Here is a 26,053-nt window from a genome sequence, read left to right as displayed (position 1 = left end):
ACCTTACAACTTATATAAAACTGAATATCATTCTACAAACACTATTTACAACAAAATATTTTATCGACTTTTAACCATTATACAAAAGAATATATTACACAACGAAGAAAAATGCTAAAATTATTTACAATTCACATTGATTATAACAAAGGGGATTTTAATATGCCTTATTTTTATGTCTTTTTACTATTACTAACGAGCTTATTATGGGGAGGAAATTTCGTCGTTGGAAAATCGCTCGTTGATCATGCATCACCGATGACACTAACAAGTTTAAGATGGATGATTGCGATCGTTTGTTTATTACCGATCGTATGGTTTAAAGAAAAGAAAATCATTCCACCTCGTGCCGCAATACTTCCGTTAATACTAATGGGAATCTCAGGGGTCGCTCTTTTTAACATCTTTCAATTTCTAGCACTAGAAAAAACATCCGCAACGAATGTAGGGCTTATTTCTACATTAAATGCGATTTCAATTGCACTATTTTCAGTATTATTTCTAAAAGAAAAAGTAAATACACTTCAAATTCTATCCATGATTCTTTCATTCTTTGGGGTTATTCTTGTCCTATTGAAAGGTAACTTTGCACTTTTATTTTCACTACATTTTAATAGCGGCGATTTATGGATGATTGCGGCTGTTTGTATTTGGGGAATCTATTCTGTTTGTAGTAAATGGGCAACAAAAACAACGACACCACTTATGGCAACATTATACTCAGGAATTTTCGGCGTTATTCTATTACTGCCATTTAACATAGGAAGCTTCACTGTTACAAACATAAACACTTCTTTCCTAACATCTCTTTTATATACAGGGCTTATTTCTACCGTTCTTTGTATGGTGTTTTGGAATATTGGCGTGCAAAAATTAGGAGCGACTACATCCGGTATTTTTCTAAACTTCAATCCGATTTTCACAGCTATTTTAGCATTCCTTTTCCTCGGAGAAGAACTAACGTGGATACAAATTTTCGGGACAATGATCGTTGTGACGGGATGTTATTTATTTTCTCATTTCAAAACGGTTACTGTTCAGCCAACTAGAGCTTTAATGCGAAAACATTCTTAATGAAAAAAACATCGTCATCCGGGTGGCGATGTTTTTATTTACTCTTCATTTCTTTTATATACCGCTTTTCCTCTTCTGGTGATAAACGTTCCGTCGCCTTGCCAGTATCTCCACCTTGAAGGCTCCATAAAAAGTTGTGCTCCTCAACAGTTTGAGAAAAATCTCCTTTTTCCCATCTATTTATAATAGAAAATAACTTCATTTTATATTGAAAACCTGTACTATTTTCAATATCTCTTTTTACATTAAAAATTTCCTTTTTTGTCATTTCTAAAAATCCCCATTTTTCGGAGGATTTTACTTTTTGGTGCACCATTTTATGCATAGTAGAAATAATTTCACCTTCACTAGCTTGTGGAGATTCTTCTGCAACTTTCTTCTCTTTTTCGTTTTCCGCTTGCTCAATTTGAATATTTTTATTCTCTTTTTCTACATATGCAAGCAATTTCTTTCCACCAACTATAGACGAGATGATTACTATAATTGTAATACATATGCCTACAATCCATTTAAAAAGCATTAGCTCTTCATCGCTTCCTTAACAATATGACTATCTACATACTGCTTAAACTTCACGATTTTTCCGTTCTCCAGTTGCCATACATGAACAAACTCTGCTTCAAATGATTTTCCCGTTTCTTTATAAACTCCTGAATAAACACCTTCAGCAATAATTACATCTTTTCCTTTTACTTCATGGTACATATTTACACTCGCCTTAAAATCATCCCATTCTGATCCTAATCGGCTAAATACATTTTCCATTATTGCTTCTACACCTATATAAGTTCCCCCGTACGGGAATCCTTCTGCCTCTGTCCATTCTACTTTTTCAGAGAGGGCTTCTACTAAATGTTTTGCATTTGAAGAAGCTGATCCTTCATACGTGCTTCGAATAATTTCTAAATTTGATTTAGGCATGTTACTTCCTCCCGTTTTATTTATTTTTTACACAAGTCGTAACCACCTCAGTTACAACTTGTGTAAAAAAATATTTATATTGTTTTATTCTTAATCAACTAGTTGTAATCATTATAGTTACAATTATGATTCAAGTCAACAATTTATAAATAAGTTTACTTCGCTTTCATTACTTTCTCTTTTACGAAACGATCTACATATCCTTCTGTTTTTACAACGAATAAATACGCACCCATTGCTAATAATGCAAGATCTAATTCATACCCTGGATTCTTTCCATCTCCTAATAAACCTGCTGCTCCATTTACCTTTACGATAGCCCCAGCTAAAATAAGAGCGAATAATAGTCCTACATATCTTACGCCTAAACCGATAATTAATAATATACCACCAACTAATTCAACTGTTGCTACGCCGTATGCAAGACCACCTGGTAAGCCGATGCTTGTAAACCATCCTGCTACGTTATCGATACCTGATTGAAACTTCGCTAAACCGTGCGCAAAGAATGTCACTCCTAACACGATACGAATAATTAAATTCCCAATATATTGGTTCATTTTGAACTCTCCTTTTTGTTTTGTTATGGTGAACTTTTATTCACAAGTCAAAACAATACGGTATTTCATTTCATTCGTCAAATACTTTTTTTAAGAAAACAAAAAACATTATCCCTTTTACGGATAATGTTTTCCTACAGAATAGTGCTAATTCAAGCTTTTACTCTATTGCACAAAAAAGTTGAAACATTTTTCCAGCGCCAACATACGGCAATAAAGACAAGTCCTCTTCTACAACCATGCCAACAACATTCACTTTCTCATCTTTAGGCAAATCATGTGTGGCAACTTGCATCTCTCCTGCATATCTACCGTACAATTCATTATCAATTGTAATGCTGCCTTTCTTTCTTGCAATTGTATGCATCGGCTTTAAAATCACTTTATTTCCTTCTCTTGATTCAACTGAACGAATGACATCACGAGCTGGATCTAGTCTATTTGTATGCACTCGCTCCACCACTTTTAACACTTCACTTTTCTCTATCAATGGCTCGTATCGCAGCGGAATAATTCCTCTACTCGCACTCGCTATCTCTTGTACACTTTCTATACTTCCGCTTATATCCCCGATTAACACCTTATCGACACCACAATCTTGTACAAGTTCTAAGTACGCTTCAAGTGGGCGCATATTGCGGTGCTTTTCTAACGTTGGTAAACCTTCACATAGCGGACCACGTTTTTCACCATCTCCCGGAATAAATGCCATCGTTTTTATTCCGCACTCATGTAAGTATTCGTTTTGTTTTTGTAAAAAGGACTTTGCTAGTCCTGTTTCTGGACGCGGATAAAAATTATGCCACGCTTCTACATTCTCTACTTTTATATTTTCTATGATTAACTCTTTCCAAAATGAATCTGTAATCGTACTCGCATTTAAAGCTACTTTCATTTTATGAGATACGCGTACGATTTCTTTCGGCGTGATGCCGTAGTCCATTCTTAAGCCTGTAATGCCCCAGTCTAATAGCTCCTCCACATTTTCATACGTCATCCCTAAATGATGTAACGATTTTGGAGAAACATCGACCATTAATTCCATTTCATATTTGAGCGCTTGTTTCCCAAGTATTTGAATTAGCTCTTTGTACGTACCAGGATCATCTTCAGGAATGTGAAGTGATGTAAAAATAGATGAAAACCCGTTTTCCTTCGCTACTTTTAGCCACTCTTCTTGCTTCTTTACTCGTTCTTTTGAAAGATAAATTGAAACTCCTATCATATGAATCTCCCTTTCTATGAATAGAAAAAGAGAAAGGAATCCCTTTCTCTATATGTTTTCTGCCATTTCTTCTTTAAAGCCAAAGAAGTACGTAAAAATGAATCCGAAAGTATATGCCACTACTAATCCAAGGAAATATAATAAATATTTATTATCAGCAATTAACGGAATTAATGATAATCCTGATACACCGATTCCGAGTGCGGCTGTTTTCATAACTGCTTGGAATGCACCGCCAACTGCTGCACCTAAACAAGCTGTAAGAAACGGTTTCCCAAGTGGTAATGTAACCCCGTATAATAACGGTTCGCCAATTCCTAAAAATCCAACTGGTAATGCACCTTTAATTACGTTACGAAGTCGTTTGTTTTTCGTTTTCACATAGATGGCAATCGCTGCTCCTACTTGCCCAGCTCCAGCCATCGCGAGTACTGGTAATAAAGGTGTTACGTGCGTTTGATTAATAAATTCCATATGAATTGGTGTTAAACCGTGATGCAATCCGACCATAACGAGAGGTAAAAATGTTCCAGCAAGTACTGCTCCCGCAAATGCGCCGCCAATACTTAAAATACCATTAATTCCGCTTGTAATTCCTTCAGATAAGAAACCTGCTACCGGCTGAATGGCTAACATCGTTACAATACTTACGACTAACACAGTAATGAGCGGTGTCACGATAATATCAACTGCATTTGGCACTGCTTTTCGAACTTGTCTTTCTACTACAACCATAAGCCATGCTGCAAAAATAACTGCAAACAATCCGCCCCGTCCGGGTACGAGCGCTTCACCAAATAATTTTACATTCGCCATCGCCGGGTTAAAAATTAAAATACCCGCAATCGCCCCAAGAACTGGTGTCCCGCCAAATTCTTTCGCTGTATTCCAGCCGACTAAAATTCCTAAGAATGTAAAGATACCGCCACCAATGAGTAGTAGCATTTGTAGCCACGTTGCATTCGGATCAGCACCTGCGTTTTTCGCAAAGTTAGCGACCCCGTTTATAATTCCTGAGGCAACAAGACCTGGAATTAACGGAATGAAAATACTTCCTATTTTTCTTAAAAAGTTTTTCACTGGTGTATTATTTTTCTTCTTAATCTCTGACTTCATTTCTTGCCCAAGGTCTTCAAGGTGATGATCTGCCACCTCACCGATTCGCAGTCCCGTTAAACCTTCCATTTCAGCTGCTACTTTATTTACTGTCCCTGGGCCAACAACAACTTGAAGCGTCTCATCTTCAATAACGCCCATAACCCCTTCAACCTTTTTCAAAAGGTCCATATTCACTTTACTTTCATCATGAAGCGTTAATCGCAGCCTCGTCATACAATGAGCAATGCCACGAATATTTTTTACTCCCCCAAGTTGCTCTGATATTTCTTTGGCCATTCTCTCTTCTTTCTTCATAATAGAATCCCCCTCCCTATTATTTTATAGTGCCTTCTTCACGAACCCTTTCGCTTCTTTTAATTTCTTCAGTGCTTCCCCATACTCACACTGTAGTAACACCATAACAATCGCAGCTTTCACATTACGTTCTGCTTTTTCATAACACTCTGCTGCTATTTCATAGCTCACACCTGTTGCTTCCACAATAATGCGTTTTGATCGTTCTACTAACTTTTCATTTGTAGATTGAACATCTACCATTAAGTTTTTATATACTTTCCCCACACCAATCATAGAAGCTGTTGAAATCATATTAAGTACTAATTTTTGCGCTGTACCAGCTTTCAAACGCGTTGAGCCTGTTAAAATTTCTGCGCCTGTTTCTACTTCCACATTTAGTTTTGCATATTTACTTATTTCAGCATTTTTATTACAAGAAATACTCGCCGTGCTCGCTCCCACGCTAGCCGCGTACTTCAAACCGCCAATTACATAAGGAGTTCGACCACTTGCCGCAATTCCAATCACTGTATCTTTCTCATTTAATCCAATACTTTTTAAATCTTCTTCTGCTAACTCTTCGCGGTCTTCTGCACCTTCCACCGCCTTAGTAAACGCTTTCAATCCACCTGCTATAAATCCTTGTACCATTTTATCATCTGTGCCAAATGTCGGCGGACATTCCACCGCATCCAAAATACCTAAACGGCCACTCGTACCAGCCCCAATGTAAATTAATCGTCCCTCATCTTCAAAGGATTTAATGACAATCTGTACAACCTTTTCAATTTCTTCTATTTCATTTTCAACTGCTAACGCAACAGTTCGATCTTCTTCATTCATACTTTGTAACACTTCTTTTATACTCATCTCATCTAAATTCATCGTCTTCTCATTACGATGTTCTGTCGATAAATTTTCTAACATATTATCACCTGCTTTGAAATTTAATTTCATACTTTCATTATAACTTTAAGAAATTTAAAATCAATATTACTTTATTATTTTATGAAATTTTATTTCTTTTCATGACGAATTTATCCCACTTTAACTGGCAGTAAGACCCCCACCTCAAATTCAGCGAAAACAAAGAAGATAGGTGGGGGATCAACTGCCTGTAAAAGTCCGATTGGTTCAACTAATAATAAGTGGGGGATGCCCCCCACTTATTAAAGTTTCACTTTATGTCAGTACGCAAAAAAAAGATGGGTTCCCCCATCTTCTCATTTTAACTTCCGTAACCGTAGAGCTTCTTCCCTTGTCTCCATAAATTGATCCAGCACTTTATTACCAATACGATTAAAAGTAATCACATATAAAGCATCAATCATATTCAGCTGTGTCATTCTCGAAGCAATACTCGCAATACGATGATCTTGCTCTACATCTGGCATACAAAGACGAATATCCGCTTCTTTATATAAAGGTGATGATTGGTCAAGCTTTGTAATCGCAATAACTGTTGCACCTTGTCTCTTCGCATATTGCGCCATTTCAAGTACATCTTTCGTACGACCAGATGTTGAAATGGCAACAAATATATCGCCCTCTTTTAAATTCGTCACAAGCGGCAACATCATATGAAAATCTGATAGCATCATCGCTGTAAATCCGAGCCTTGTAAATTTATAAGCCCCGTCCATCGCAGGAGTAGCTGATCCGCCTACTCCATAAAATATAATTTTATCTGCATTTACAATACGATCTGCAGCTTTCTCAAGTTCCTTTTTATCTATCGCAGTAACGCTCGCCTCAATTGCAGCTTTATTCACATACGTAACTTTATTAAACAAATCATACGGTCCATCTTCCGTATTCATAACTGAAAAATCATTAATATTATAATCAGCAATCGTCAATTCACGAACGAGCGCGATTTTAAATGCTTTAAAGCTTCCGATTCCAATTGACTTACAAAAGCGAACAACACTTGCTTCACTCGCGCCTGCATTCGTTGACACTTCTTTCGTCGTTAAGTTCGGAACAATCTCTGCATTCTCCATTATGTACATGGCAACCTTCTTTTCAGCTGGTGAAAATTGATCCATATTACTTTCAATTTTAAATAGTAATGTTGAAGCTTTCACTATTTAACCTCCACTTCTTACGGTTGCGTTCACTTATTTTCTCTTGCTTCAAGAAGGTAAAAACCATCATCGCCAGGAGGATGAAACACATTTACAATGCGATTCCCTTTTTGATAAACAGTTCTTTCCCCTTCTGTCCACTTCTTTTCCCAACCGTTCATCCAAATCGCAACATCAGGTAAAAAAGCAGTATATTTCAGCTTCTGGTCGTACTCACCATCTGCTTCTTCCGAGAAAATAGAAACCGGAAAATCTTTCACTTTTGATTCTTTCCATGCAGTAAATGGTATGCACAATACAAGAAGTATAATTACACCTATAATCTTTCCCTTCGTAATCCTCAAACACATCCCTCTCTTTGTCATATCACATACATAGATTTTACCATAATTACAAACCTTTCACGCCACATGACTATTGCTTTTTTCCAATAAAAAAGAGCTTACCTACATCAGATAAGCTCTTCCTTTCTATACAAAATACTTCTTCAAAAGCGGCGGCGTAATAATCGTCGTTAATATAACAACAATAACAATCGCTGTGAAATTTTCTTTCGCTAATAAATTCGTCGCAAGTCCATTCGCTGCGATGATAAGCGCCACTTCTCCGCGCGAAACCATCCCCGCACCAATACTAATAGAAGATTGAAGGTTGAACCCTGTCAGTCTTGCTCCTAAACCTGATCCGATTAACTTTGTAAAAATTGCAATAAGCGTCATGATGATAATGAACCAAAGCTGGCTTCCGATACCATGAAATGTAATTTCCATTCCAATACTTACGAAGAACACTGGTACAAATATCGCATAAGCAATCGGTTCAATTTTATGTTCTACTTCATGCTTATACTCTGTTTGCGAAATGGCAATTCCAGCTGCAAATGCCCCAATAATACCTGCGATCCCCATCATTTCACTGTAATACGAAAATGAGAAACAAATAATAAGAGCTGCACTAATTAACGCTTCTGTTACGCGAAGTGGTACGAGCATTTTCATAATCCATGGAACAACTTTCCAAGAGATGAAAACGATACTTACAAAAAAGATAATTTTCTTTGCAATGACAAGCGTTACATTTACATCTTGTGTACCTAAAAAACTCATCACAAATGCTAATAAAATAACAACAATTACATCATCAAATACAGCTGCCCCTAAAATCGTCGTACTTTCTCTCGTATTCATTTTCCCTAAATCTCTTAGTGTTTGAACAGAAATACTAACCGACGTGGCACAAAGTAATAACCCTAAAAAGATCGCATGCGACTGTAACATTCCGAACGCAAGTCCTGCTAAATACCCACCAAGGAATGGGAAAATAATTCCTCCCATCGCTACTGCGAATGCAGATTTCAAATTTCGATTTAACTCTTCTAAATCTGTTTCAAGTCCTGCCATAAACATAAGTAGTAAAACACCAATTTCACTCAGTTCATCAATGAGTTCAGAACTATTAATAATACCAAGCACAGCCGGACCGATAATAATACCAACGATTAATTTACCAAGTACAGAAGGCTGGCCAAGCCTAACGCTAATATCACCAGCTAATTTCGTACAAAGTAAAATGACGACAAGTTCAAAATAAAATAACATAACATCTTCTCCTACTTTATAAAGTAAAACTTTTATGAGTGGTTTTGTCACTCTGTTAACCCTCGTCCATTCCTGCCAGTAGTTTCCCCTATTCATTCGCATTTTATTTGTCACATTTTTATTTGACAAAATATTCTGAATTATAATAAAATTAATCCAGCAATTTTAAAAAACAACCTACCATAACTGTACCTCCATTTACTTACATACTCTTTTCTAGTGGGCTCATACTATATTCGCAGTTATGGAAATGAAAAAACGGGGGGAGAGTCCAAAGTGAAGTCATTATTACGAAAAAAACCGCTTAGTACTGAATCACCACGGCAGTTAGATAGAACCTTAACTGCACTTGATTTAACATTTTTAGGAATTGGCGCCGTAATTGGGACAGGGATCTTTGTATTAACAGGTATTGTCGCAGCGAAACATTCTGGTCCTGGTATTATGTTATCATTCCTTATTGCTGCATTTACTTGTGCTTGTGTAGCCTTTTGTTATGCTGAATTTGCTTCTTCTATTCCTGTCTCAGGAAGTGTGTACACTTACGCATATATGACAGTCGGAGAAGTCGTCGCCTTCATCGTCGGCTGGTGTTTAATGCTCGAATATTTACTTGCAGTCGCGGCAGTAGCTGTCGGTTGGTCTGGTTATTTACAATCTTTACTACAAGGATTTAACATCCATCTGCCCACCATAATAGCCTCGGCCCCTGGCGTAGGAAAAGGCGGTATTATCGATTTACCGGCTGTTTGTATTTTACTACTCATTACGGGACTTTTAAGTTTCGGTATACGCGAAAGCGCACGCATTAATAATATTATGGTTCTTATCAAGTTAGCTGTTATTATCGCCTTTATCGTAGCAGGGGCAAAATATGTAAAACCTGAAAATTGGACTCCGTTCATTCCATTCGGATACGACGGTATCATTACTGGGGCTGCCACTGTATTCTTCGCCTTCTTAGGCTTTGATGCAATCGCAACCGCTGCAGAAGAAACGAAAAAACCACAGCGCGATTTACCAATTGGCATTATCGGTTCCCTTCTTATTTGTACTGTTTTATACATGATTGTATCTTTCGTTTTAACAGGTATGGTTCCGTATACACAATTAGATGTTTCTGATCCGGTTGCGTTTGCCTTACATTTCGTTGGCGAAGATACAATTGCAGGACTACTCGCTGTTGGGGCGATGACTGGAATGACAACCGTTCTCTTAGTCGTTATGTATGGACAAGTTCGCGTTTCGTATGCAATGAGCCGCGACGGTTTACTTCCAAAAGCGTTAGCACGTGTGAATAAAAGAGTAAAAATCCCTTTATTAAACACGTGGATTACTGGCGTTGTGTCAGCTTTATTAGCAGGACTTTTAGACTTACATTTACTAGCGAATTTAGTAAACATCGGTACGTTAACAGCATTCACATTCGTTTGCTGCGCTGTACTTATTTTACGAAAAACACATCCTGATTTAAAACGTGGATTCCGCGCACCTTTCGTACCTGTATTACCAGTTGTTGCAATTCTTTGCTGTTTATATTTAATGATCAATTTGTCTAAAACGACATGGATAAGCTTTGCAGTTTGGCTTCTAGTCGGCTTATGCTTCTATTTCTTCTACTCTAGAAAACATAGTCATTTAGCTACTGAAAAAACAAATGATGAAAAGAAAAAAGCATAACAAAATAGCTCGCCGATAAAACGGCGAGCAACCTTCATGTCTGATTATTTTTTTTCGTTAACGATTGTAAAATGAAAAACATGCCGATGCAAGCTGTAAACGATGCCCAATTTCCTATCGGTGTGGCGTATTTAAAAACGCCAATACCTACAAGCAATAGGAAAATAATCACCTGATATATAAGCTTCCACTTTTGCATATGTTCCCTCCTTTACTTCGTTCCCTTCTTTTTCTTCTTCCATGCATTTAAACTATCAAAGAAGAAGTTAATAAATAACGTGCCTAAACCCGCTAATAAAAACGTCATTAAAAATAGAACCCATATACTTTTCTCTTTTAAGAAATAATATCCTACAAGGAGCACAACCGCGATCCATAAATATTCAAGAATTCTTTTTAGCTTTTTCTCTTCCAAATTATTCGCTCCCTCATACTATGCTATTTTTAGTATAACAAAAAAGAAGCCTATCATGATAAGCTTCTTTTTCTTCTCTCTTATTTGCTTATGCTTTTTTCAACGAGTGAAATCGCATATTCTATCGTACGATTCATCGTTTCTACTTGTGCATCTTTTACTTTCGCATCTTTTAATACAGCTTCTGCCACTGTAATTTTTTGACTCAATGATTTCACTGAACCGTCCGTTACATTTGCAGCTTGCGCTTTTTTCACTACTGCTTTTGCAGTTTCAATATTGATTTGTAATTTTTCTTTCAGTGTTTTCGGTTGTTCTTCTGCTACTTTAGATTGTACAAATGTTACATTAGCTGTTTTTAATTCGTTATACGCTTGAACGATTTGCTCTCCAGTACTTCCTACATTTTCAAATGCTTGCTTTGCAGTGTTATAGCTTTTCTCTAGTGCTTGAAATGCTTCCTTTGAATATTGACCTGGTTTGTCACCAAACTCATACGTACCAGCTAACACTTCTTTCACTTTCCCAAGCTCTTCATATAACGCGTTTACTTGCTCTAATTTTGTACGATTAGAAAACTCATTATACGCTGCTAATACTTCTGAAGAACTTAATGCTTTACTATATAATTTTGCAAGCGCAATTTGTCCATTTAGCGGTATACCACCATTCCCATTACTATCAGGGTCTGCCCCAAGCGCAAATGGTACGTTCGGGTGATATACTTTCCCTGTAGCTGGTTGGCTATTTACTTTTTTACCATCTACGTAAATTGCTACTTCACTTCCGTTATACGTTCCTGTTAAATGGTACGTTTTATTAGCCTCTAATTGAACGCCAACACGTTTATAACTTCCACCAATATGAGCCCATAATTCTACATAACCACTTCCTGTAGATTCAAAACCAATTCCGCCGCTCTCTGTATTTTGTAAAATACCTTGTCCGCGAATTTCATTCATTGAAAACACAGTTTCTAATGTAAATGTATTTGCTACTTTCTCTTTTTGTGCTGCTGAAAATGGAAGGTATCCAAATGTATTTGCTTTTCCGTTTAGCTTCATAACATTCTTTTTCAACACTTTATCATATTCAATAGTCACATTACCCTTAACATCACCTTTTGTACCAAATGATGAATTGTCTTTAAATGTACCATCTGCAAAGTTTACATCAAAAACATCCGCCTTTGGTACTTTCACATTCGGGTCAATATTATCTTTTTTCGTAGTAATCTCTGCCGTTAATGGTTGTACACTTTCGTTGCCGAATGAATCGATCGCAACGACTTCCAGTGTATATGTTTTCCCGCCATCTAGTCCTGCAAGCGTAAATGTCAGTTCTTTCGGCACTGGATCACGATAAAACTCTGAGAATGCTAACAATTTATTCTTTATTTCTCCCGTTTGCTTATCTCTCGCTTGTACACGGTAAGAATGAACAAGAAGGTTGTCCAACGCTTGCTGAAATGTTACTGTTGCTGCATTTTCTGTTACATTTGATACCGACAACTTCGCATCTTTTGCAAAGTATGGCTTTTCTTTATCACGATCTTCTACATGTGTAAATGTGTCTTTCTTTGATGGTAATTTAATTTTCCAAGGCTCGCCTGTCCAAGAATTTGTATGGAAATCACGGCGATTAATCGTTACTTCTTTATCATCTACTTCTACTAATAAACCTTGGCTTAATGTACTAGCTCCTGACGGGATATTTCCTTGTACTTTACCACCTTCAACCTCCATATAACTTACTGAAGATGTGCCAACTGATGTAAAGTCTTTTTGATGAATCGATCTTGGATCATCTAACGGATAATGTGAATGACCTGAAAACGTAATAACTTGTGGGTATTGTTTTAATACCTCATTAATTTTCGCACTATCTTTTGTTCCCCATTCTTGGCTACCGTATACTGTATCTTTAATATGTTGGTGTAAAAATACGAAAATCGGCTTTTCTGGATCATCTTTTTGTGCCTTTTCCATTTCTTCTTTTAACCAATTAATTTGTTTATCTGAATAATATCCATGAGTTGTCCCGTCCTCTGGAGACATAACAAGGAAGTGATAACCCTTTACCACGTTATGATAATAAATTGATTTCATACCTGTTTTTTCTAAGAAACGCTTCTGCGCTCCTTCTACAGATAAACCGTTCCAATAATCATGATTGCCTAGAGAATTCATTCGTACCGCATCTTTATTTGCATTTTCATTATATACTTGCATGAAACGATCATATTGTTGTACCGATCCTGAATCAGTAAAGTCTCCCACAATTACGAACGCATCTTGTTTAGGTGCAAGTGTATTAAGTTGCTCGATTGCTCGTTTCCAGCGAAACGTATCATCCGTTCCACTATTTTTAATATGTACATCACTTACGACTGGAAAAACGATCTTCTTCTCACTTGGTGCCTTTTCTTGCTTCTTCTCTTCCGCTTTGACTGATGTACTCCACGGAAATGATACGAACGCTAATACAAAAACCATTAATAATCCAATAAGGCCTTTTACTTTTCGTAAAATAGTTCTTTCCACGTGAATCCTCCTCATAATAATTGATTCATTACAAGGGCTATTTTATCTAAAACATATTAATGCCGTTTAAATAACAAATTAATTTTATTAGATTTTTGTAAATATACAGTTAATTAGAAGTTAAGTCCAACATTCCTCGTACATTCCTCGTACTATTGTATACAACCACCTTTTGTCTAAAAGAGTCTGATCATTCTTTTCCTATGACTATTCACATATAATCTTTTCTATAACACTAATGATAAATTAAAGTTTAAGCCTATTGGACAATCTTAATTTTTAACATTTCCTTCTTTTTTAACACATCGGCCATGCTTCTACATTTAATAGTAGTAAAAGACAACTTAAAAGGAGGGGGTATATTGAAGAATAAAAGAAATATTGGCTGTTTCGCTCCTTTATCTATTATTTGTCCAGACCCTTGTCCACCGCCCCCTCCCCCAAATCCAAATTGCGAGCGAGTAACTAATGAATTTGCAGGGAATTTCCTCATAACTAATAACACCATCCCATCTGCCAAAGGTGCATTACAGTCAATGATACTATGGCAAAGTGATGGGATACTACTTATATCAGGTAATGTCTCGGTTTACAATAGTACTAGCAGCACAGAAGCAATTACAATTCAAATCACTGGAGCAGTAACTAATGTTTTCACTGTGTTTCCTGGTAATACAATATCGTACACAGGAAAAGACTTAGAGTCAGTCAGGATTATCAATATACAAAGTAATCCTTCACTATATTTAGAAGGTAAGTACTGTTGCCAATTTACATGTTGCTTATAGAATACCAATTTCATTACGTCCTTAATAAAAAAAGCATACCATTTACGGTATGCTTTTTTATGAAATTGGATAACGTACAGTAATACAAAACTCTCCTTGATTAACAGTTGTTCCTGTCGTAGTAATTCGGACAGTCGTAAAATATCGTACAGTGAAAGTACCACTACTTTGTGGTTGTACAGTAATTGTATCAACTACTGTAGCACCTACTAAAAAATCAACTGTAATGGGATTCGCGCCTACATCATATTTCACATAACCTGAACCATATACTTCTTGTGTAATATTATTCGTATATACAATTTGAGTACCAGCACCTGTAATAGACCAGTCTGTACATACTTGATCTTGCACAAGTGTTTTATTAGAACAACAAGACAAACCGGAACTTCTCATTCCCATTTTGATCCTCTCCTATTCTGCTATGAAAGTGGATAACGTGTTGTAATACAAAATTCTCCCTGATACGTTCCAGCAGGTGTTGCAGGTAACACAACTTGTATACTATCAAAGCGACGATACGTGAAAGCAATACTCGTTCCTGGGTTTAATGTTTGTGTATCAATTGTAGCCCCAGCAGAATCAAGCGCTTCTACAGTAATTGGACCTGGGCCAACATCATATTTAACAAAACCAGTACCAACTACATTTTGGTTAATATTATTTGTATAAAGAACATTATCAATTGCTGTTGCAACTACAGTAGCAGACCATGGACTACACACTTTATCTTGCACATAATTTTTATCTGGACAACACGTTAATGCCGCCCCTGAGCATTCACAAGACATAGAAGTTTCCCCTCTCTCTTACTTATTCCTTATATGTGTATGTCCCTCAGAGTCTTTTGCCTGTACTATTCATCTATTTTCAAAAAATAAGACAACTCCTGTACTAATGACTAGATAGATTCCGTTCTGTTTCTTTTTTTCATAAATTTATAGATTAAAATACCACCTACAACAATAACTACGACTAGTAATATCGGTAACATATATTGTCCAACAACATCCGCCGCTTTTTCCCAATGCGGACCTAATTTCATCCCAAAATAAATATACAAAGTCGTTAACGGGAACATTGCTACAAATGTATATATACTAAATTTCCATATGTTCATTTTCGCCATTCCACATGGAACAGAAATAAGCGTTCGAACCCCTGGCACAAAGCGTCCAACAAATGCTACAACTGGTCCATATTTCTCAAAGAAATCATCTGCTTTTTGAATTTGTTCTTCTTTAATAAAGAAGTATTTCCCGTACTTTATTAATAGAGGACGACCACCGTAATAACCGAGTGCGTATAACGTTAATGGTCCTGTCGTTCCCCCCAGTGTTCCAGCTAATACAGCTAGCCAAAAATTCATATCCCCCTCGTACACCCAATATCCAACCATGGGCAACACTACTTCTGCTGGAATAAATTCAAACGTTAATGCTAACACAACTCCAAAATAAGAAAACTGCTTTAAAAACTCAATTATATCTAAAATAATTTGCTCCATATTTTTAACTCCTATCCTACGTTTACGTTATGCTTTTCTTGTAATTGAACTGGCGCCATTTTTACAATTCGGTTCAAAATGAATAACACAATTCCAATATCATCTAAAATACCGATAAACGGCAGGAAGTCTGGAATTAAATCAAGCGGCATCGCAACATACCCAACTAAAAAAGCAACAGATAAAATTTTCTTCTTTATTGAAACCTCTTTTGAAGTAAAAAAGTCAAATAGGAATGGAACGAAACGACGGACATGAAATACAACTCTTAATCTACTAATAAGTTTTTTCATTTTTATTTCTCCTCTCTTTGTATACAAAAAGGACCCTACCAAATATGGTAAGGGTCCTAAAAAAGACAATAAGGGGCCTTTACCATTGCTGGTAAAGGTCTCACTAACAACGAAACGTTGCCAATAAAGCCGAGGGTTTCTCCCTGTAATGACGACTTTATTGTAATAAGTTACTCCCCTTTATACACAATTTTATACACTCACATTAAAATATTTCAGAGGGCTTGTCAATATATTTTATATCCCAATCCCTCCTGCTTACCCTTCCGTAAAAAACAAAAAACGTATAGGAAATTTCTTACTATCTCATAATATACATAATCATTTTTGAATGAAAGGAGAGGTTTCATTTGCATACCGTATGGAAAGGTGCACTTTCACTCGGACTATTAAATATAGGAATTAAACTATATAGCGCCGTAGAAGAAACCGATATAAAATTTTTAAGTCTCCATAAAGAATGCTTAACACCTATTAAATATAAAAAATTTGCTCCTGATTGTACGGATGAAGAAATTGATGATAAAGATATTGTAAAAGCCTATGAATATGCACCTCATAAATACATCATTATTGATGAAAAAGAATTAGCTGCGTTGCAAAAAGCTCACGAACCACGATCCATTCGTATTATATCTTTTATCCAAAATAACGAAATCGATTCTGTTCTTTATGACCGTTCTTATTTTATAGGCCCTATCCCAGGACATGAAAAATCATATTTATTATTAAAAGAAGCTCTTGAACGTACAAATAAACTTGGGCTTATTCATATTTCTATTAGAAAAAAACAACATTTAGCTATTATCCGTAACTTTGAAGATGGACTTATGTTACAAACCATCCACTACCCTAATGAAATTCGCGATATAACAAATACACCTAACTTACCAAGTAATGAAAATTACCCTATCCAAAAACAAGAACTCACCGCAGCAATTAATTTAATCCACCACCTTACAAATCCTTTTGAACAAGAAATGTATATAGATGAATATGCAGAAGCCCTTACCGAATTAATCGAGAATAAAATTGAACAACAGGAAAAAACTGAAACAATCTCTCCAGCTCCGAACATCATTAATATTATGGAGACATTACAGGCAAGCATTGAACAAGCAAAAATAAAAAGAGAAAACAAAAAAGAACAAGAGGCCAAATGAAATTGACCTCTTGTTCTTTAAAGCGGATTACATTTCGGCATTTCGAGTCCAGATGATTGAGCTAATTTTAATAAATAATAACATTCCTCTCTTGCCATATGATCTGCCATTCTAGCTGATAGTGCACTTAATACTTCATGCGATAACTCCAGCTCTTCCACTTCATGTAAAAAATGCGAAAATAATTTCAATTCAAGTGAAACATCTTTTGTAAACTTCTTTAATGCTGGAAAATGATGAAGCTCCGTTCGTAAATACCCAGTCATCTCAACTGCCTTTAAGTAAAATTGTTCAAAATGCTTCGTAAATTCTTCGCTTTTCTCTTTTAATCTTTTTTCAACAAGATCTAGCCCACCAGAAATAGAGCCCGCATGACCAGCCGCATCCGTTAACCAAACGAGATGATAATGCAATTCATGAAAAACAGGCGGAACTTCCCCTTTCTTCAAAAACTCTAAAACCGTTATATACTCTTCCACTTCGTTTACCATATGATTAATAAAAGTTGGTGTAAAATGAATAGTAATTTTCCCTTCCAACTGCTTCTGTATAATACTTAATTTAAACGTCCGAATTTCCTTTGCAGCTTGTTCTGCCTCTTTTGAGAATGCCATCAGATTCACATTCCGAACTTTATTTAACAGGTTCGTAAATGTTTCAACAAAGTAAGTAGCTTTTTTTATATCCGCTTTTTCCTTCGGAGCTAATGCATCAAGTAAAAATTGTGCATGATCAGTAAGTACCTTTAGCCAAAATTGATGCTCAAACAACGCACTTTCTTCATAATTTCTCTCCACTAAATCCCCTCCGTTTATTCATCCTTCTCTACCACTTGAAGTTTATATCCATCTGGGTCTTGTACTACAATACTTTTCTCACTTTTGTTTTCTGTATATGCAATTTTATAAAATACTAACCTCTTCTTTACATTCTCTATGTTAGAAATTGAAAACGTTAGAACATCAACTGAGTCCGTAACACTCTTCTCACGCCCGCCCAAGCTGCGATTCATAACAAAACTAATTCTCGTTGAATCGGTATCATACCAAACCCCTGTAATATCTAATTGCGGCCTCTCTGAACTAGGTGTTATTCCTAAAATCCCTTCGTAAAAATACAGAGTTTCCTTTAAGTTCTTTACTTCTAACACAATTAAATTCTTTACATTCTCCACATTCATTCCCCCTGTACTTATTACTTTTTTATATGTGTCATAAATGCTCATTATGTCTGAATACAATACGTAGTAATGAACATGTAAGGAGGTTTATTCGTGAATAAATATATGAGATCATTCGTGCCCTATCATAGTCCTCTCGACCCTTGTCCTCCTATCGGAAAAAAATATTATTCTACTCCTCCTAATTTATTTTTAGGCTTTCAACCGCCAAACTTACCACAATTCACGCCAAAAGAAGCGCTACAAAAAGGGACTTTATGGCCTATTTTTTATGACTATTATGAAAATCCTTATAAAAAAGGGCGGTGACTACTGACGTGACTCAATCGCTACCAGAAGAATACTATCAGCTTTTACTGGAGCTTCAAGAACTGGACTTTGTACTAGTTGAACTCACTCTTTATTTAGATACACATCCAGATGACACCGCTGCGATTAATCAATTTAATGATTTTTCCTATAAACGGCGAGTATTAAAACAAAAGATGGAAGAAAAATACGGGCCACTCCAACAGTTTGGAAACAGCTATTCTAATGCTCCTTGGGAATGGAGCAAAGGTCCTTGGCCATGGCAAATATAAAGGAGAGAAACTATGTGGATTTATGAAAAGAAATTACAATACCCAGTTAAAGTGGGAACTTGCAATCCAGCACTTGCAAAATTATTAATTGAGCAATACGGCGGTGCAGATGGCGAGCTAGCCGCTGCACTACGTTACTTAAATCAACGTTATACAATTCCTGATAAAGTCATTGGCCTACTTACTGATATTGGTACAGAAGAATTTGCTCACCTTGAAATGATTGCTACGATGGTTTATAAACTAACGAAAGATGCAACTCCTGAACAAATGAAGGCTGCTGGACTTGATCCTCATTATGTTGATCATGATAGTGCACTTCATTACCATAATGCTGCTGGTGTTCCATTTACTGCAACCTATATACAGGCTAAAGGTGATCCAATTGCCGATTTATACGAAGATATCGCAGCTGAAGAAAAAGCACGCGCAACATATCAATGGCTCATTAACTTATCAGATGATCCAGATATAAATGACAGCCTACGCTTCTTACGTGAACGAGAAATTGTCCATTCACAACGGTTCCGAGAAGCAGTTGAAATATTAAAAGAAGAACGTGATAAAAAAATATTTTTTTAAAACACGTATCCTAGTGATATGTGTTTTTTTACGTTCAAAGTTAAATCCTTCCTATTGAAGATATAAATAGTATATTTATTCGATTTAATGTATTATTTTTTAATATTTTCAAAATTCCCTATTGCTTTCTAGTCATCAGACCTTTAAAATAGTAACAGTTACTCGACAAATTATTTGAATTTTCGACAAAAACACTCATTAGGAGGATTTTCTTTATATGCGTACAACTTTAAAACCAGCGCAAATACTTTCGATTAGTTTATTACTATTCGCAGTTTTCTTCGGTGCTGGTAATATGATTTTCCCGCCCCTTCTCGGTCTTTTTTCCGGAGAAAATATGTGGGTCTCCATTACAGGATTTATTATTACAGACGTCGGTTTATCTTTACTTGCTATCGTCGCTGTTGCCCTTGCCGGTGGTAGTTTTAACACTTTAGCAAGCCGTGTTCATCCAAAATTCGCAGCAATATTCGCTATCATTATTTATCTTTCAATCGGCCCACTATTTGTTATTCCACGAACTGGATCTGTATCTTACGAAATTGGGATTGCACCACTTTTCCCGGACCAATGGTACTCTATGTTAATCTTTAGTGCAATTTTCTTTACAGTCGTCTACTTCTTATCATTAAATCCATCAAAATTAGTAGATCATATCGGAAAAATATTAACACCAATTTTACTTGGAATTATTGCAATTATGGCAACAAAAGCGATTCTTTCACCAGGAACATTTGCAGAACCTGTTGGTGACTATAAAGAAATTCCATTTTTCAAAGGATTTCTTGAAGGATTTTTAACGTTAGATGCAATCGGTGCTCTCGTATTATCAACGATTGTTGTAAATGCAATTCGCCAAAACGGTATACAAGAGAAGAAATCAATTGCGAAATATACAATTATTTGCGGAAGCATTGCAGCCTTATTCTTAACAATTGTTTATTTCTTACTCGGTTATATCGGCGCTTCAAACGGCAACTTAGGACAATTTGAGAACGGTGGTCAACTATTAGCTACTGTTATGTACCAATTCTTTGGGACAAGCGGTAATGTTTTATTAAGTATCGCCATTATCTTTGCTTGTTTAACGACAGCAATTGGTGTTGTAAGTGCGTTCGCAAACTATTTTGCAACAGTACTAACAAACGTTTCATATAAGAAACTCGTACTATACGTTTGTATCTTTAGCTTCGTTATTTCAAACTTAGGATTAAGCTTACTAATAAAAATTACATTACCTGTATTAATCATTTTGTATCCAATTACAATCATTTTAATTTTCGTATCATTTATTGATAAATATACGAAACGTAAACCTTCTGTCTACATCGGAGCAATGATCGCAGCATTCATTATTAGCTGTATTCATGCACTTGATAATGTGGAATTGATACCAAGTTTTATCGCTAATATCGTACACACCATTCCTTTTTATAACTTAGGAATTGGTTGGATTATTCCAGCAATCATCGGTGGTATAATTGGATACTTTATTCCCCAAGCTGAAGCTGAAGGTGAAGTTTCTACAAAATAAAAAGAAGCAAGCATGAACTCCATGCTTGCTTCTTTTTTATTTTCTATCGCTACATACAATATTTGTGTACGAACGGACCGTTAACGTATAGTAACTAAAGTATATGATTATATACACACCTATACTGCCTAGTAAAGGAAGGCTATATTCAAACATTCCTGTAAAGCCCATCAAACTTAAAAATGCAAAGAATGTATGACATATTGCCAGCAGTAATGGTACTACGAATATCGCCCCCACTTGCTTTCTTACAGACTCTGTTGCTTCCTTTTTCGTTAGTCCAATTTTCTTTAACATTCCGTACGCTGGTCGCTCTGCCATCGCTTCTGTTATTTGTTTAAAGTATAAAATACAACCTGTTGCAAGAATAAAAACAATCCCTAAAAATACGCTAGCAAATAATAATACTGCACCATCTTGCAATTCAGATTGGCTCGCCTCTTCAAATGATTGGAATTTCACTTCTTTAGGAATGATTGTCCCTAGCTCTTTCGTTAGCTCTCTATTACCGTTTCCTTCAACGATAAATCCGCTAACTGTTGAAACATCCTTTCCTTGCTGCAACTTATTAAATAGCGAATCTCGAACAACAAGCCCCACTGGTGCAAGTTTCGCACTAACAACTGTTTCTTCGCGGTGATCAACGATTGTTAAACCACTCTTCATCCCTTCAAAGGACACATTACTTCCTTCAAGCGAATTCTTTTCGATGTTATATGATTTATATGGATCTAATAAAATAACTTCCTTTTCAGAACCGAGAATAACTTGTTTATTGCCTAACATAGAAGCTGATTTATTATAATCTGTCACTTTTATAACTTGTACATTACCATTACCTATTAAATACCCTGTTAATATTTGTTTTCCATCTATCTTCCCTTGCATAGACAGCATAGCTACAGACGTTTCATTTTTAATTGCTAACTCATGCTTTTGAATTTCTTCTCTAACTTTCTTATCTAATCCTTTTCCAGTTGTTACATATTCATAACTAACTGGATTCATTAATGCCGCTGTCTTCTGCGCTCCATAATACATACTAGAACTAATTCCAATCGTACATAATGTTACCGCACTTAATAAAGATAATAGCGCCAGCATCTTTACGTTCCCTTTTATTCTAAAGAACAATGAAGAAATCGATAAAATGTTCGTTCCATTCCAATATTTCGTTTTATCTCCCTTTATTTTATGGAGTGATTTCACTGTATATTGCTCAAATAGTAAAAACGTACCTTTTACAATACAACCAAAAATAAGTAGACCTGTAATGAAAATGGCCCCAAACCCAAAGATTTGTGTAAGTAGCGCAATGATATAACCTGTAATTAATAAAGCAATCGCTCGTTTTGCCTTCTCACTTGCATACGTAGGTGCCTCTTCTTTCTGATTTTCACCATATAGTAATTCAACTAAACGATGCTCATAAATTAACTTTTTACTTTTCCATGATGCAATAAAGAAAATTGCGCCTATCGTTATAAGAACTTCTACTATAGATAAAAATGAAATCGTAAATGTGAACGTAAACGCACTTCCCATTAGCTTCACAAGAAGCCCTGCGCACATATTCGCTATAAATAAACCAGCAAGAATACCTAACACACTTGCCGCACCACCAACTAATAACGTTTCATAAAAGAGTAACTTCGCAATTTCTTCTTTACGGATACCTAATAAACTGTATAGCGCAATTTCTTTTTTCTTCTTTCGCAAAAAGAAGCTATTACAATAAAAAATAAATATCGTTAAAAAGATAATTAACAATATTTGTGCAAACGTAAATGTCGTTTCCACTTTATCCGACTCTTTTAAAAGAGCTACTACACTTTCATTTCGTTTAATCGATACGAATGTAAAATAAATAATAATGCTGCCTACTAATGAAATAAAGTATAGAAAATAATCTTTCATATTTCGTTTTATGCTACGTTTTGATACTTCTAAAAAATCCATCGTACACCTTCACCCGCTCTCGCATTTCTCTATACATGAAGTGTATACGAAATTGTATTTCTCCCCTATCGATTTTCATTACATCTCTCTTACGATATTGTAATATAGCAAAATAAAAGAACCTAGTTTCCTAGGTTCTTCACATCGTATGTTTAAAAGTAAATAACTCTTCTTTTGACTGCACAGCAGATTGTTCCTCTTCTATAGCGTCCTTCTTTATCTCTCCTCCTAACCTTACTTTCATCATCGCCTCTTCTATACTTTTTACAATCATATTTCCTGAAAAAATAGTAAGTCCAAAAAATGTAATGGGAACGAGAGGAATCCATGGATTCACTGTTAATGATCTAAAATAGACTCCAATTAAACCTGACCATTCATGCGTGTATGATTCTATTTCTTCTATCGGTCCTAAAAACTGAACTGTTCCACCAAAGAATATTTCCAGTAATCCTAAGTGCAGTAAAATAGTAAGAGTTTGCGTAAACTGCTGAAAAAATACAAGTATAAACGTCATATAGAGATGCGGGAAAATATGCTTTATAACAATGTGCCTTCTCGATCCACCCAATATGCACGCAGCTTCAATAAATTCTTCGGTTCTCAATTTACGGACTTCCTTCGCAACATACAGTGCAATAACTGGCATCACAAGCATTACAAGTAATAAAACTTGAAACGAAGCTCTTTCAAAAAAGGTTGTTGTTTCCTCTCCACTCCCAAATGCATTTGCAAGGTGAAGAAAAAAATACGCAATCATAACTGTTGGAATAACTGTAAAACTATCAAAAAAAGCCTCGATTTTTGAAAACCCTCTTTTTACATATGTTCCAAGCACAACACCAAAAAACACACCTATCACCATTCTAAGTGCCGCAATTAAAATAGATATACCAATCGTCCACTTCGCACCTTCAATGACTAAATGTAACAGGTCGTATCCTTTCCGGTCTGTCCCAAGTAAAAATTGTAATGAAGGTGAAAACGGTGGCACTTGTGGATTTTCATCCGCATCATATTGCAATGTAACTTGTCTAATATGTCCATCATTCCATATCGTATTTCCGATGCTCAAAAGAACTAATATGAGAAGAAAACCAATGCTTATCCAAAATCTTTTATCGCGTTTTATATACGTCCACATATTATAGTCTCTCCTTCATCGCAGCTGGAATGAGATAATGAAACACTTTAAACAAAATAAAAATCGGAATATAAATAAGCAGCACACTAACGATGAAAACCTCAACCCTAATACTCTCATACGATTTCAAAAAAATAAAAATACCACCCGTATTAAAAATCCATTCTATAATATATAAATTAGATAACATAAAAAAGATATTCGTTTTCGCAAAGAAAAGTGTACTAAGCAACACATTTCGTAAAACATGACGATTTAAAATATGAAAACGATTCAGCCCTTTCGCCTTAGCAAATAGTACATAATCTTTTTCTAGCTCATTTTCAAAACGAAGCACTAACATTTTTACAAACAAAATCGTAGTCGGTATACTCAAACAAAATATCGGCAATCCTCTAATCGATTCGCCTCCGATTGACGCAATTTGAAAAGGTAAAAAACCTGTACTTTTAAAAAACCATACAACTAAAATTTGTGATACTAAAATAAGAAGAATGTCTGGAATAGATTCTAGGAAGATGAGAAATGATTTAATGCGATGCTGTATACGCGGTGAACTACTCATAATGACATAAACAATACAAAATGCTACAAATAATGAAATGAAAAAAGCCGCCAAAAAAATCACAATCGTTTCTTTATAATGGACGAACAACTGCGGAAATAAAAATTTACCTCTCACATATTGAAAATTGGAGATATCCATTAAGTTCACAAACACTTCTTTTAAACTCTGTATGTACTTTGATACATGCAGCTCAAATCCATAAAATAATGTCGGCAATGCTCCTAAACAAATAATACCCAAAATCGAAATAATAAATTGAACCGTCACTTCCATCCCATTCAGAAAAACTTTTTTGACCACGTTTTCCCTTCTCTCTTTATATAATTTACCCTCTAATTTTATTCTTAATTTTCTGAATTGTAAATATTCAAATAAAAAAATCACTAGGTTATGATCCTAGTGATTCTTTATGCGCATGCCCTTCTCTTTTCGCAAACGGCATATACAAAATAAAACATCCAATAAGCGCAGCTATTTCTAATGAAATAATATAGTAAGGGTGTGGCCCTAACATATCGAGTAATGAAGCAGTTTCTGGCTTACGAGCTAAAAACATATAATTGCCACCTGTTTTGTAGTTCACAAAAGAAACGATTGGAATTATTATGTTTAAAAATATCATCGTACGCTTAATTGATTGCAAGGTCGGTCTATATCCTTCTACCCACGTCATAAAGAGTGGTGACCAAATGAGTAATACATGTGCGGCGAAGAATTCTATAAAGCGAAAATGTGGAAAAGCATATTGCACGTTCGGCGTTATAATAGCTTGTGATGCACCGATAATTCCTGTAAAAAATACAATCTCATATATGCGGTAACTTTTCGTTACAATCATAATCGATGCTAACAATAAACTAATCGTACATAACTCAAATGGTAATGAAGTGCCTAGTTCAAAAATCCCCGCTTTCCATTCCCACATATGGAGCCCAATTTCACTCCCAACAAATAAAAATGCAATCGCATATCGAACCGTTATATTCCACTCATTTTGACGCAATAAATCTTGGTATTGATATAGAAAAAATATCCCCACCAACATAATAAATAATATAAGGACATGTTGCCTTGAGTATGGAATAAATGGTTTTAATGGATGCGCACTAAAATAAGCTTCCATCTTGCCTCCTCCTCTCTTTCATACAATATTATTGTTAGAAAGAAACGACGAGTCAATTCATTTGCTCACACTTGGACAAGCTCTACCTTACATTTACATATTCATACCTTACAAAACTGTAAGGTTATTGTAA

General features: G+C 35.7%; 30 protein-coding genes. 8 read left to right on the top strand and 22 right to left on the bottom strand.

The annotated features are described in order from the left end of the window. Window positions 1-162 precede the first annotated feature (162 nt). The gene (locus tag CER22_RS07175; RefSeq protein ID WP_088608452.1) at window positions 163-1,074 is read left to right on the top strand and encodes a DMT family transporter; all 912 of its coding nucleotides are present in this window, start codon (window positions 163-165) and stop codon (window positions 1,072-1,074) included. A gap of 34 nt (window positions 1,075-1,108) precedes the next feature. On the opposite strand, the gene CER22_RS07170 is transcribed toward CER22_RS07175, so the two are convergent. The 9 genes from CER22_RS07170 to CER22_RS07130 form a co-directional block, all read right to left on the bottom strand. Beyond that, a complete protein-coding gene (locus tag CER22_RS07170) occupies window positions 1,109-1,594 on the bottom strand; it encodes a PRK06770 family protein (protein ID WP_088608451.1) in 486 nt (161 codons plus the stop codon). Next, complete coding sequence (locus CER22_RS07165) at window positions 1,594-1,995, bottom strand: nuclear transport factor 2 family protein (RefSeq protein ID WP_088608450.1); 402 nt, start codon at window positions 1,993-1,995, stop codon at window positions 1,594-1,596. The genes CER22_RS07170 and CER22_RS07165 overlap by 1 nt, the downstream gene beginning before the upstream one ends. Window positions 1,996-2,150: 155 nt before the next feature. Beyond that, window positions 2,151-2,555: a DoxX family protein gene (locus CER22_RS07160; protein WP_088608449.1), complete on the bottom strand. Its 405-nt coding sequence runs from the start codon at window positions 2,553-2,555 to the stop codon at window positions 2,151-2,153. 160 nt (window positions 2,556-2,715) lie between these two features. Beyond that, complete coding sequence (locus CER22_RS07155; RefSeq protein ID WP_088608448.1) at window positions 2,716-3,780, bottom strand: DUF871 domain-containing protein; 1,065 nt, start codon at window positions 3,778-3,780, stop codon at window positions 2,716-2,718. 48 nt (window positions 3,781-3,828) lie between these two features. Next, on the bottom strand, window positions 3,829-5,193 hold the full coding sequence (locus CER22_RS07150) for a PTS transporter subunit EIIC (protein WP_000711311.1): 1,365 nt from the start codon (window positions 5,191-5,193) through the stop codon (window positions 3,829-3,831). A 24-nt stretch (window positions 5,194-5,217) separates the two neighbouring features. Further along, window positions 5,218-6,102 (bottom strand): N-acetylmuramic acid 6-phosphate etherase, encoded by an 885-nt coding sequence (gene murQ, locus CER22_RS07145; protein ID WP_088608447.1) that lies wholly within the window; start codon window positions 6,100-6,102, stop codon window positions 5,218-5,220. A 296-nt stretch (window positions 6,103-6,398) separates the two neighbouring features. Next, window positions 6,399-7,262, bottom strand: coding sequence for a MurR/RpiR family transcriptional regulator (locus CER22_RS07140; RefSeq protein ID WP_000648163.1), 864 nt, complete (start codon window positions 7,260-7,262; stop codon window positions 6,399-6,401). Window positions 7,263-7,291: 29 nt separating this feature from the next. Then, window positions 7,292-7,606: a hypothetical protein gene (locus tag CER22_RS07135; RefSeq protein WP_046956701.1), complete on the bottom strand. Its 315-nt coding sequence runs from the start codon at window positions 7,604-7,606 to the stop codon at window positions 7,292-7,294. A 126-nt stretch (window positions 7,607-7,732) separates the two neighbouring features. Then, window positions 7,733-8,956 (bottom strand): cation:proton antiporter, encoded by a 1,224-nt coding sequence (locus CER22_RS07130; protein WP_142293444.1) that lies wholly within the window; start codon window positions 8,954-8,956, stop codon window positions 7,733-7,735. A 180-nt stretch (window positions 8,957-9,136) separates the two neighbouring features. Between CER22_RS07130 and CER22_RS07125 the strand changes: the two genes are divergently transcribed. Next, complete coding sequence (locus CER22_RS07125) at window positions 9,137-10,540, top strand: amino acid permease (RefSeq protein WP_088608446.1); 1,404 nt, start codon at window positions 9,137-9,139, stop codon at window positions 10,538-10,540. A 34-nt stretch (window positions 10,541-10,574) separates the two neighbouring features. On the opposite strand, the gene CER22_RS32970 is transcribed toward CER22_RS07125, so the two are convergent. The 3 genes from CER22_RS32970 to CER22_RS07110 form a co-directional block, all read right to left on the bottom strand. Beyond that, a complete protein-coding gene (locus CER22_RS32970; RefSeq protein ID WP_075312097.1) occupies window positions 10,575-10,739 on the bottom strand; it encodes a hypothetical protein in 165 nt (54 codons plus the stop codon). 12 nt (window positions 10,740-10,751) lie between these two features. Continuing rightward, a complete protein-coding gene (locus CER22_RS07115) occupies window positions 10,752-10,955 on the bottom strand; it encodes a hypothetical protein (protein WP_088608445.1) in 204 nt (67 codons plus the stop codon). An 80-nt stretch (window positions 10,956-11,035) separates the two neighbouring features. Continuing rightward, complete coding sequence (locus tag CER22_RS07110) at window positions 11,036-13,498, bottom strand: LamG-like jellyroll fold domain-containing protein (RefSeq protein WP_142293435.1); 2,463 nt, start codon at window positions 13,496-13,498, stop codon at window positions 11,036-11,038. 362 nt (window positions 13,499-13,860) lie between these two features. On the opposite strand from CER22_RS07110, the gene CER22_RS07105 reads away from it, so the two are divergent. Further along, complete coding sequence (locus tag CER22_RS07105) at window positions 13,861-14,286, top strand: S-Ena type endospore appendage (RefSeq protein ID WP_088608443.1); 426 nt, start codon at window positions 13,861-13,863, stop codon at window positions 14,284-14,286. A gap of 57 nt (window positions 14,287-14,343) precedes the next feature. On the opposite strand, the gene CER22_RS07100 is transcribed toward CER22_RS07105, so the two are convergent. The 4 genes from CER22_RS07100 to CER22_RS07085 form a co-directional block, all read right to left on the bottom strand. Next, window positions 14,344-14,688, bottom strand: coding sequence for a DUF3992 domain-containing protein (locus tag CER22_RS07100; RefSeq protein WP_000525803.1), 345 nt, complete (start codon window positions 14,686-14,688; stop codon window positions 14,344-14,346). Window positions 14,689-14,708: 20 nt separating this feature from the next. Then, window positions 14,709-15,077, bottom strand: a complete 369-nt coding sequence (locus tag CER22_RS07095; RefSeq protein WP_088062054.1) for a DUF3992 domain-containing protein — start codon at window positions 15,075-15,077, stop codon at window positions 14,709-14,711. A 110-nt stretch (window positions 15,078-15,187) separates the two neighbouring features. Then, window positions 15,188-15,793: a DedA family protein gene (locus CER22_RS07090; RefSeq protein WP_061677846.1), complete on the bottom strand. Its 606-nt coding sequence runs from the start codon at window positions 15,791-15,793 to the stop codon at window positions 15,188-15,190. Window positions 15,794-15,804: 11 nt separating this feature from the next. Next, window positions 15,805-16,086 carry a YkvA family protein gene (locus CER22_RS07085; protein ID WP_000733852.1) on the bottom strand — a complete coding sequence of 94 codons (282 nt, stop codon included), beginning with the start codon at window positions 16,084-16,086 and terminating at the stop codon, window positions 15,805-15,807. Window positions 16,087-16,436: 350 nt separating this feature from the next. On the opposite strand from CER22_RS07085, the gene ku reads away from it, so the two are divergent. Next, window positions 16,437-17,249: a non-homologous end joining protein Ku gene (gene ku / locus CER22_RS07080; protein WP_088608442.1), complete on the top strand. Its 813-nt coding sequence runs from the start codon at window positions 16,437-16,439 to the stop codon at window positions 17,247-17,249. Window positions 17,250-17,266: 17 nt separating this feature from the next. Here ku and CER22_RS07075 read toward each other — a convergent pair whose 3' ends face one another. Beyond that, window positions 17,267-18,046, bottom strand: a complete 780-nt coding sequence (locus CER22_RS07075; protein WP_088608441.1) for a DUF2935 domain-containing protein — start codon at window positions 18,044-18,046, stop codon at window positions 17,267-17,269. A gap of 14 nt (window positions 18,047-18,060) precedes the next feature. Further along, window positions 18,061-18,474 (bottom strand): VOC family protein, encoded by a 414-nt coding sequence (locus tag CER22_RS07070; protein ID WP_097891327.1) that lies wholly within the window; start codon window positions 18,472-18,474, stop codon window positions 18,061-18,063. Between the two features lie 48 nt (window positions 18,475-18,522). On the opposite strand from CER22_RS07070, the gene CER22_RS07065 reads away from it, so the two are divergent. The 4 genes from CER22_RS07065 to brnQ2 all read left to right on the top strand — a co-directional run bounded on the left by CER22_RS07065 (window position 18,523) and on the right by brnQ2 (window position 21,126). Continuing rightward, window positions 18,523-18,738, top strand: a complete 216-nt coding sequence (locus CER22_RS07065) for a spore coat associated protein CotJA (RefSeq protein WP_046957262.1) — start codon at window positions 18,523-18,525, stop codon at window positions 18,736-18,738. An 8-nt stretch (window positions 18,739-18,746) separates the two neighbouring features. Then, window positions 18,747-19,010, top strand: coding sequence for a spore coat protein CotJB (locus CER22_RS07060; RefSeq protein ID WP_000194492.1), 264 nt, complete (start codon window positions 18,747-18,749; stop codon window positions 19,008-19,010). 12 nt (window positions 19,011-19,022) lie between these two features. Continuing rightward, window positions 19,023-19,592 (top strand): spore coat protein CotJC, encoded by a 570-nt coding sequence (gene cotJC / locus CER22_RS07055; RefSeq protein ID WP_000265275.1) that lies wholly within the window; start codon window positions 19,023-19,025, stop codon window positions 19,590-19,592. Window positions 19,593-19,809: 217 nt separating this feature from the next. Beyond that, entirely contained in the window at window positions 19,810-21,126 is a 1,317-nt protein-coding gene (gene brnQ2, locus CER22_RS07050) for a branched-chain amino acid transport system II carrier protein BrnQ2 (protein WP_088608440.1), read from the top strand. 36 nt (window positions 21,127-21,162) lie between these two features. On the opposite strand, the gene CER22_RS07045 is transcribed toward brnQ2, so the two are convergent. From CER22_RS07045 to CER22_RS07030, 4 genes are all read right to left on the bottom strand, one after another. After that, complete coding sequence (locus CER22_RS07045; RefSeq protein WP_088608439.1) at window positions 21,163-23,085, bottom strand: FtsX-like permease family protein; 1,923 nt, start codon at window positions 23,083-23,085, stop codon at window positions 21,163-21,165. Window positions 23,086-23,224: 139 nt separating this feature from the next. Further along, the gene (locus CER22_RS07040) at window positions 23,225-24,229 is read right to left on the bottom strand and encodes an ABC transporter permease (protein ID WP_088608438.1); all 1,005 of its coding nucleotides are present in this window, start codon (window positions 24,227-24,229) and stop codon (window positions 23,225-23,227) included. 1 nt (window position 24,230) lies between these two features. Beyond that, a complete protein-coding gene (locus tag CER22_RS07035; RefSeq protein ID WP_142293434.1) occupies window positions 24,231-25,097 on the bottom strand; it encodes an ABC transporter permease subunit in 867 nt (288 codons plus the stop codon). 88 nt (window positions 25,098-25,185) lie between these two features. Further along, window positions 25,186-25,920 carry a YwaF family protein gene (locus CER22_RS07030; RefSeq protein WP_088608437.1) on the bottom strand — a complete coding sequence of 245 codons (735 nt, stop codon included), beginning with the start codon at window positions 25,918-25,920 and terminating at the stop codon, window positions 25,186-25,188. Window positions 25,921-26,053: the final 133 nt, after the last annotated feature.

The sequence above is a fragment of the Bacillus sp. K2I17 genome (genome assembly GCF_002209985.1).
GTDB classification, from domain to species: domain Bacteria; phylum Bacillota; class Bacilli; order Bacillales; family Bacillaceae_G; genus Bacillus_A; species Bacillus_A wiedmannii.
Note: the sequence above shows the minus strand (reverse complement) of the source record. Positions and strands in the feature narration are given on the sequence as shown.

Coding starts and splice junctions, on each gene's coding strand:
- CER22_RS07170 (WP_088608451.1), bottom strand. CDS start 1,594: ATGCTTTTTAAATGGATTGTAGGCATATGTATTACAATTATAGTAATC.
- CER22_RS07095 (WP_088062054.1), bottom strand. CDS start 15,077: ATGTCTTGTGAATGCTCAGGGGCGGCATTAACGTGTTGTCCAGATAAA.
- CER22_RS07100 (WP_000525803.1), bottom strand. CDS start 14,688: ATGGGAATGAGAAGTTCCGGTTTGTCTTGTTGTTCTAATAAAACACTT.
- CER22_RS07045 (WP_088608439.1), bottom strand. CDS start 23,085: ATGGATTTTTTAGAAGTATCAAAACGTAGCATAAAACGAAATATGAAA.
- CER22_RS07070 (WP_097891327.1), bottom strand. CDS start 18,474: ATGAGCATTTATGACACATATAAAAAAGTAATAAGTACAGGGGGAATG.
- CER22_RS07165 (WP_088608450.1), bottom strand. CDS start 1,995: ATGCCTAAATCAAATTTAGAAATTATTCGAAGCACGTATGAAGGATCA.
- CER22_RS07040 (WP_088608438.1), bottom strand. CDS start 24,229: ATGTGGACGTATATAAAACGCGATAAAAGATTTTGGATAAGCATTGGT.
- CER22_RS07030 (WP_088608437.1), bottom strand. CDS start 25,920: ATGGAAGCTTATTTTAGTGCGCATCCATTAAAACCATTTATTCCATAC.
- CER22_RS07175 (WP_088608452.1), top strand. CDS start 163: ATGCCTTATTTTTATGTCTTTTTACTATTACTAACGAGCTTATTATGG.
- CER22_RS07090 (WP_061677846.1), bottom strand. CDS start 15,793: ATGGAGCAAATTATTTTAGATATAATTGAGTTTTTAAAGCAGTTTTCT.
- CER22_RS07160 (WP_088608449.1), bottom strand. CDS start 2,555: ATGAACCAATATATTGGGAATTTAATTATTCGTATCGTGTTAGGAGTG.
- cotJC (WP_000265275.1), top strand. CDS start 19,023: ATGTGGATTTATGAAAAGAAATTACAATACCCAGTTAAAGTGGGAACT.
- murQ (WP_088608447.1), bottom strand. CDS start 6,102: ATGTTAGAAAATTTATCGACAGAACATCGTAATGAGAAGACGATGAAT.
- CER22_RS07150 (WP_000711311.1), bottom strand. CDS start 5,193: ATGAAGAAAGAAGAGAGAATGGCCAAAGAAATATCAGAGCAACTTGGG.
- CER22_RS32970 (WP_075312097.1), bottom strand. CDS start 10,739: ATGCAAAAGTGGAAGCTTATATATCAGGTGATTATTTTCCTATTGCTT.
- CER22_RS07155 (WP_088608448.1), bottom strand. CDS start 3,780: ATGATAGGAGTTTCAATTTATCTTTCAAAAGAACGAGTAAAGAAGCAA.
- CER22_RS07130 (WP_142293444.1), bottom strand. CDS start 8,956: ATGAATAGGGGAAACTACTGGCAGGAATGGACGAGGGTTAACAGAGTG.
- brnQ2 (WP_088608440.1), top strand. CDS start 19,810: ATGCGTACAACTTTAAAACCAGCGCAAATACTTTCGATTAGTTTATTA.
- CER22_RS07085 (WP_000733852.1), bottom strand. CDS start 16,086: ATGAAAAAACTTATTAGTAGATTAAGAGTTGTATTTCATGTCCGTCGT.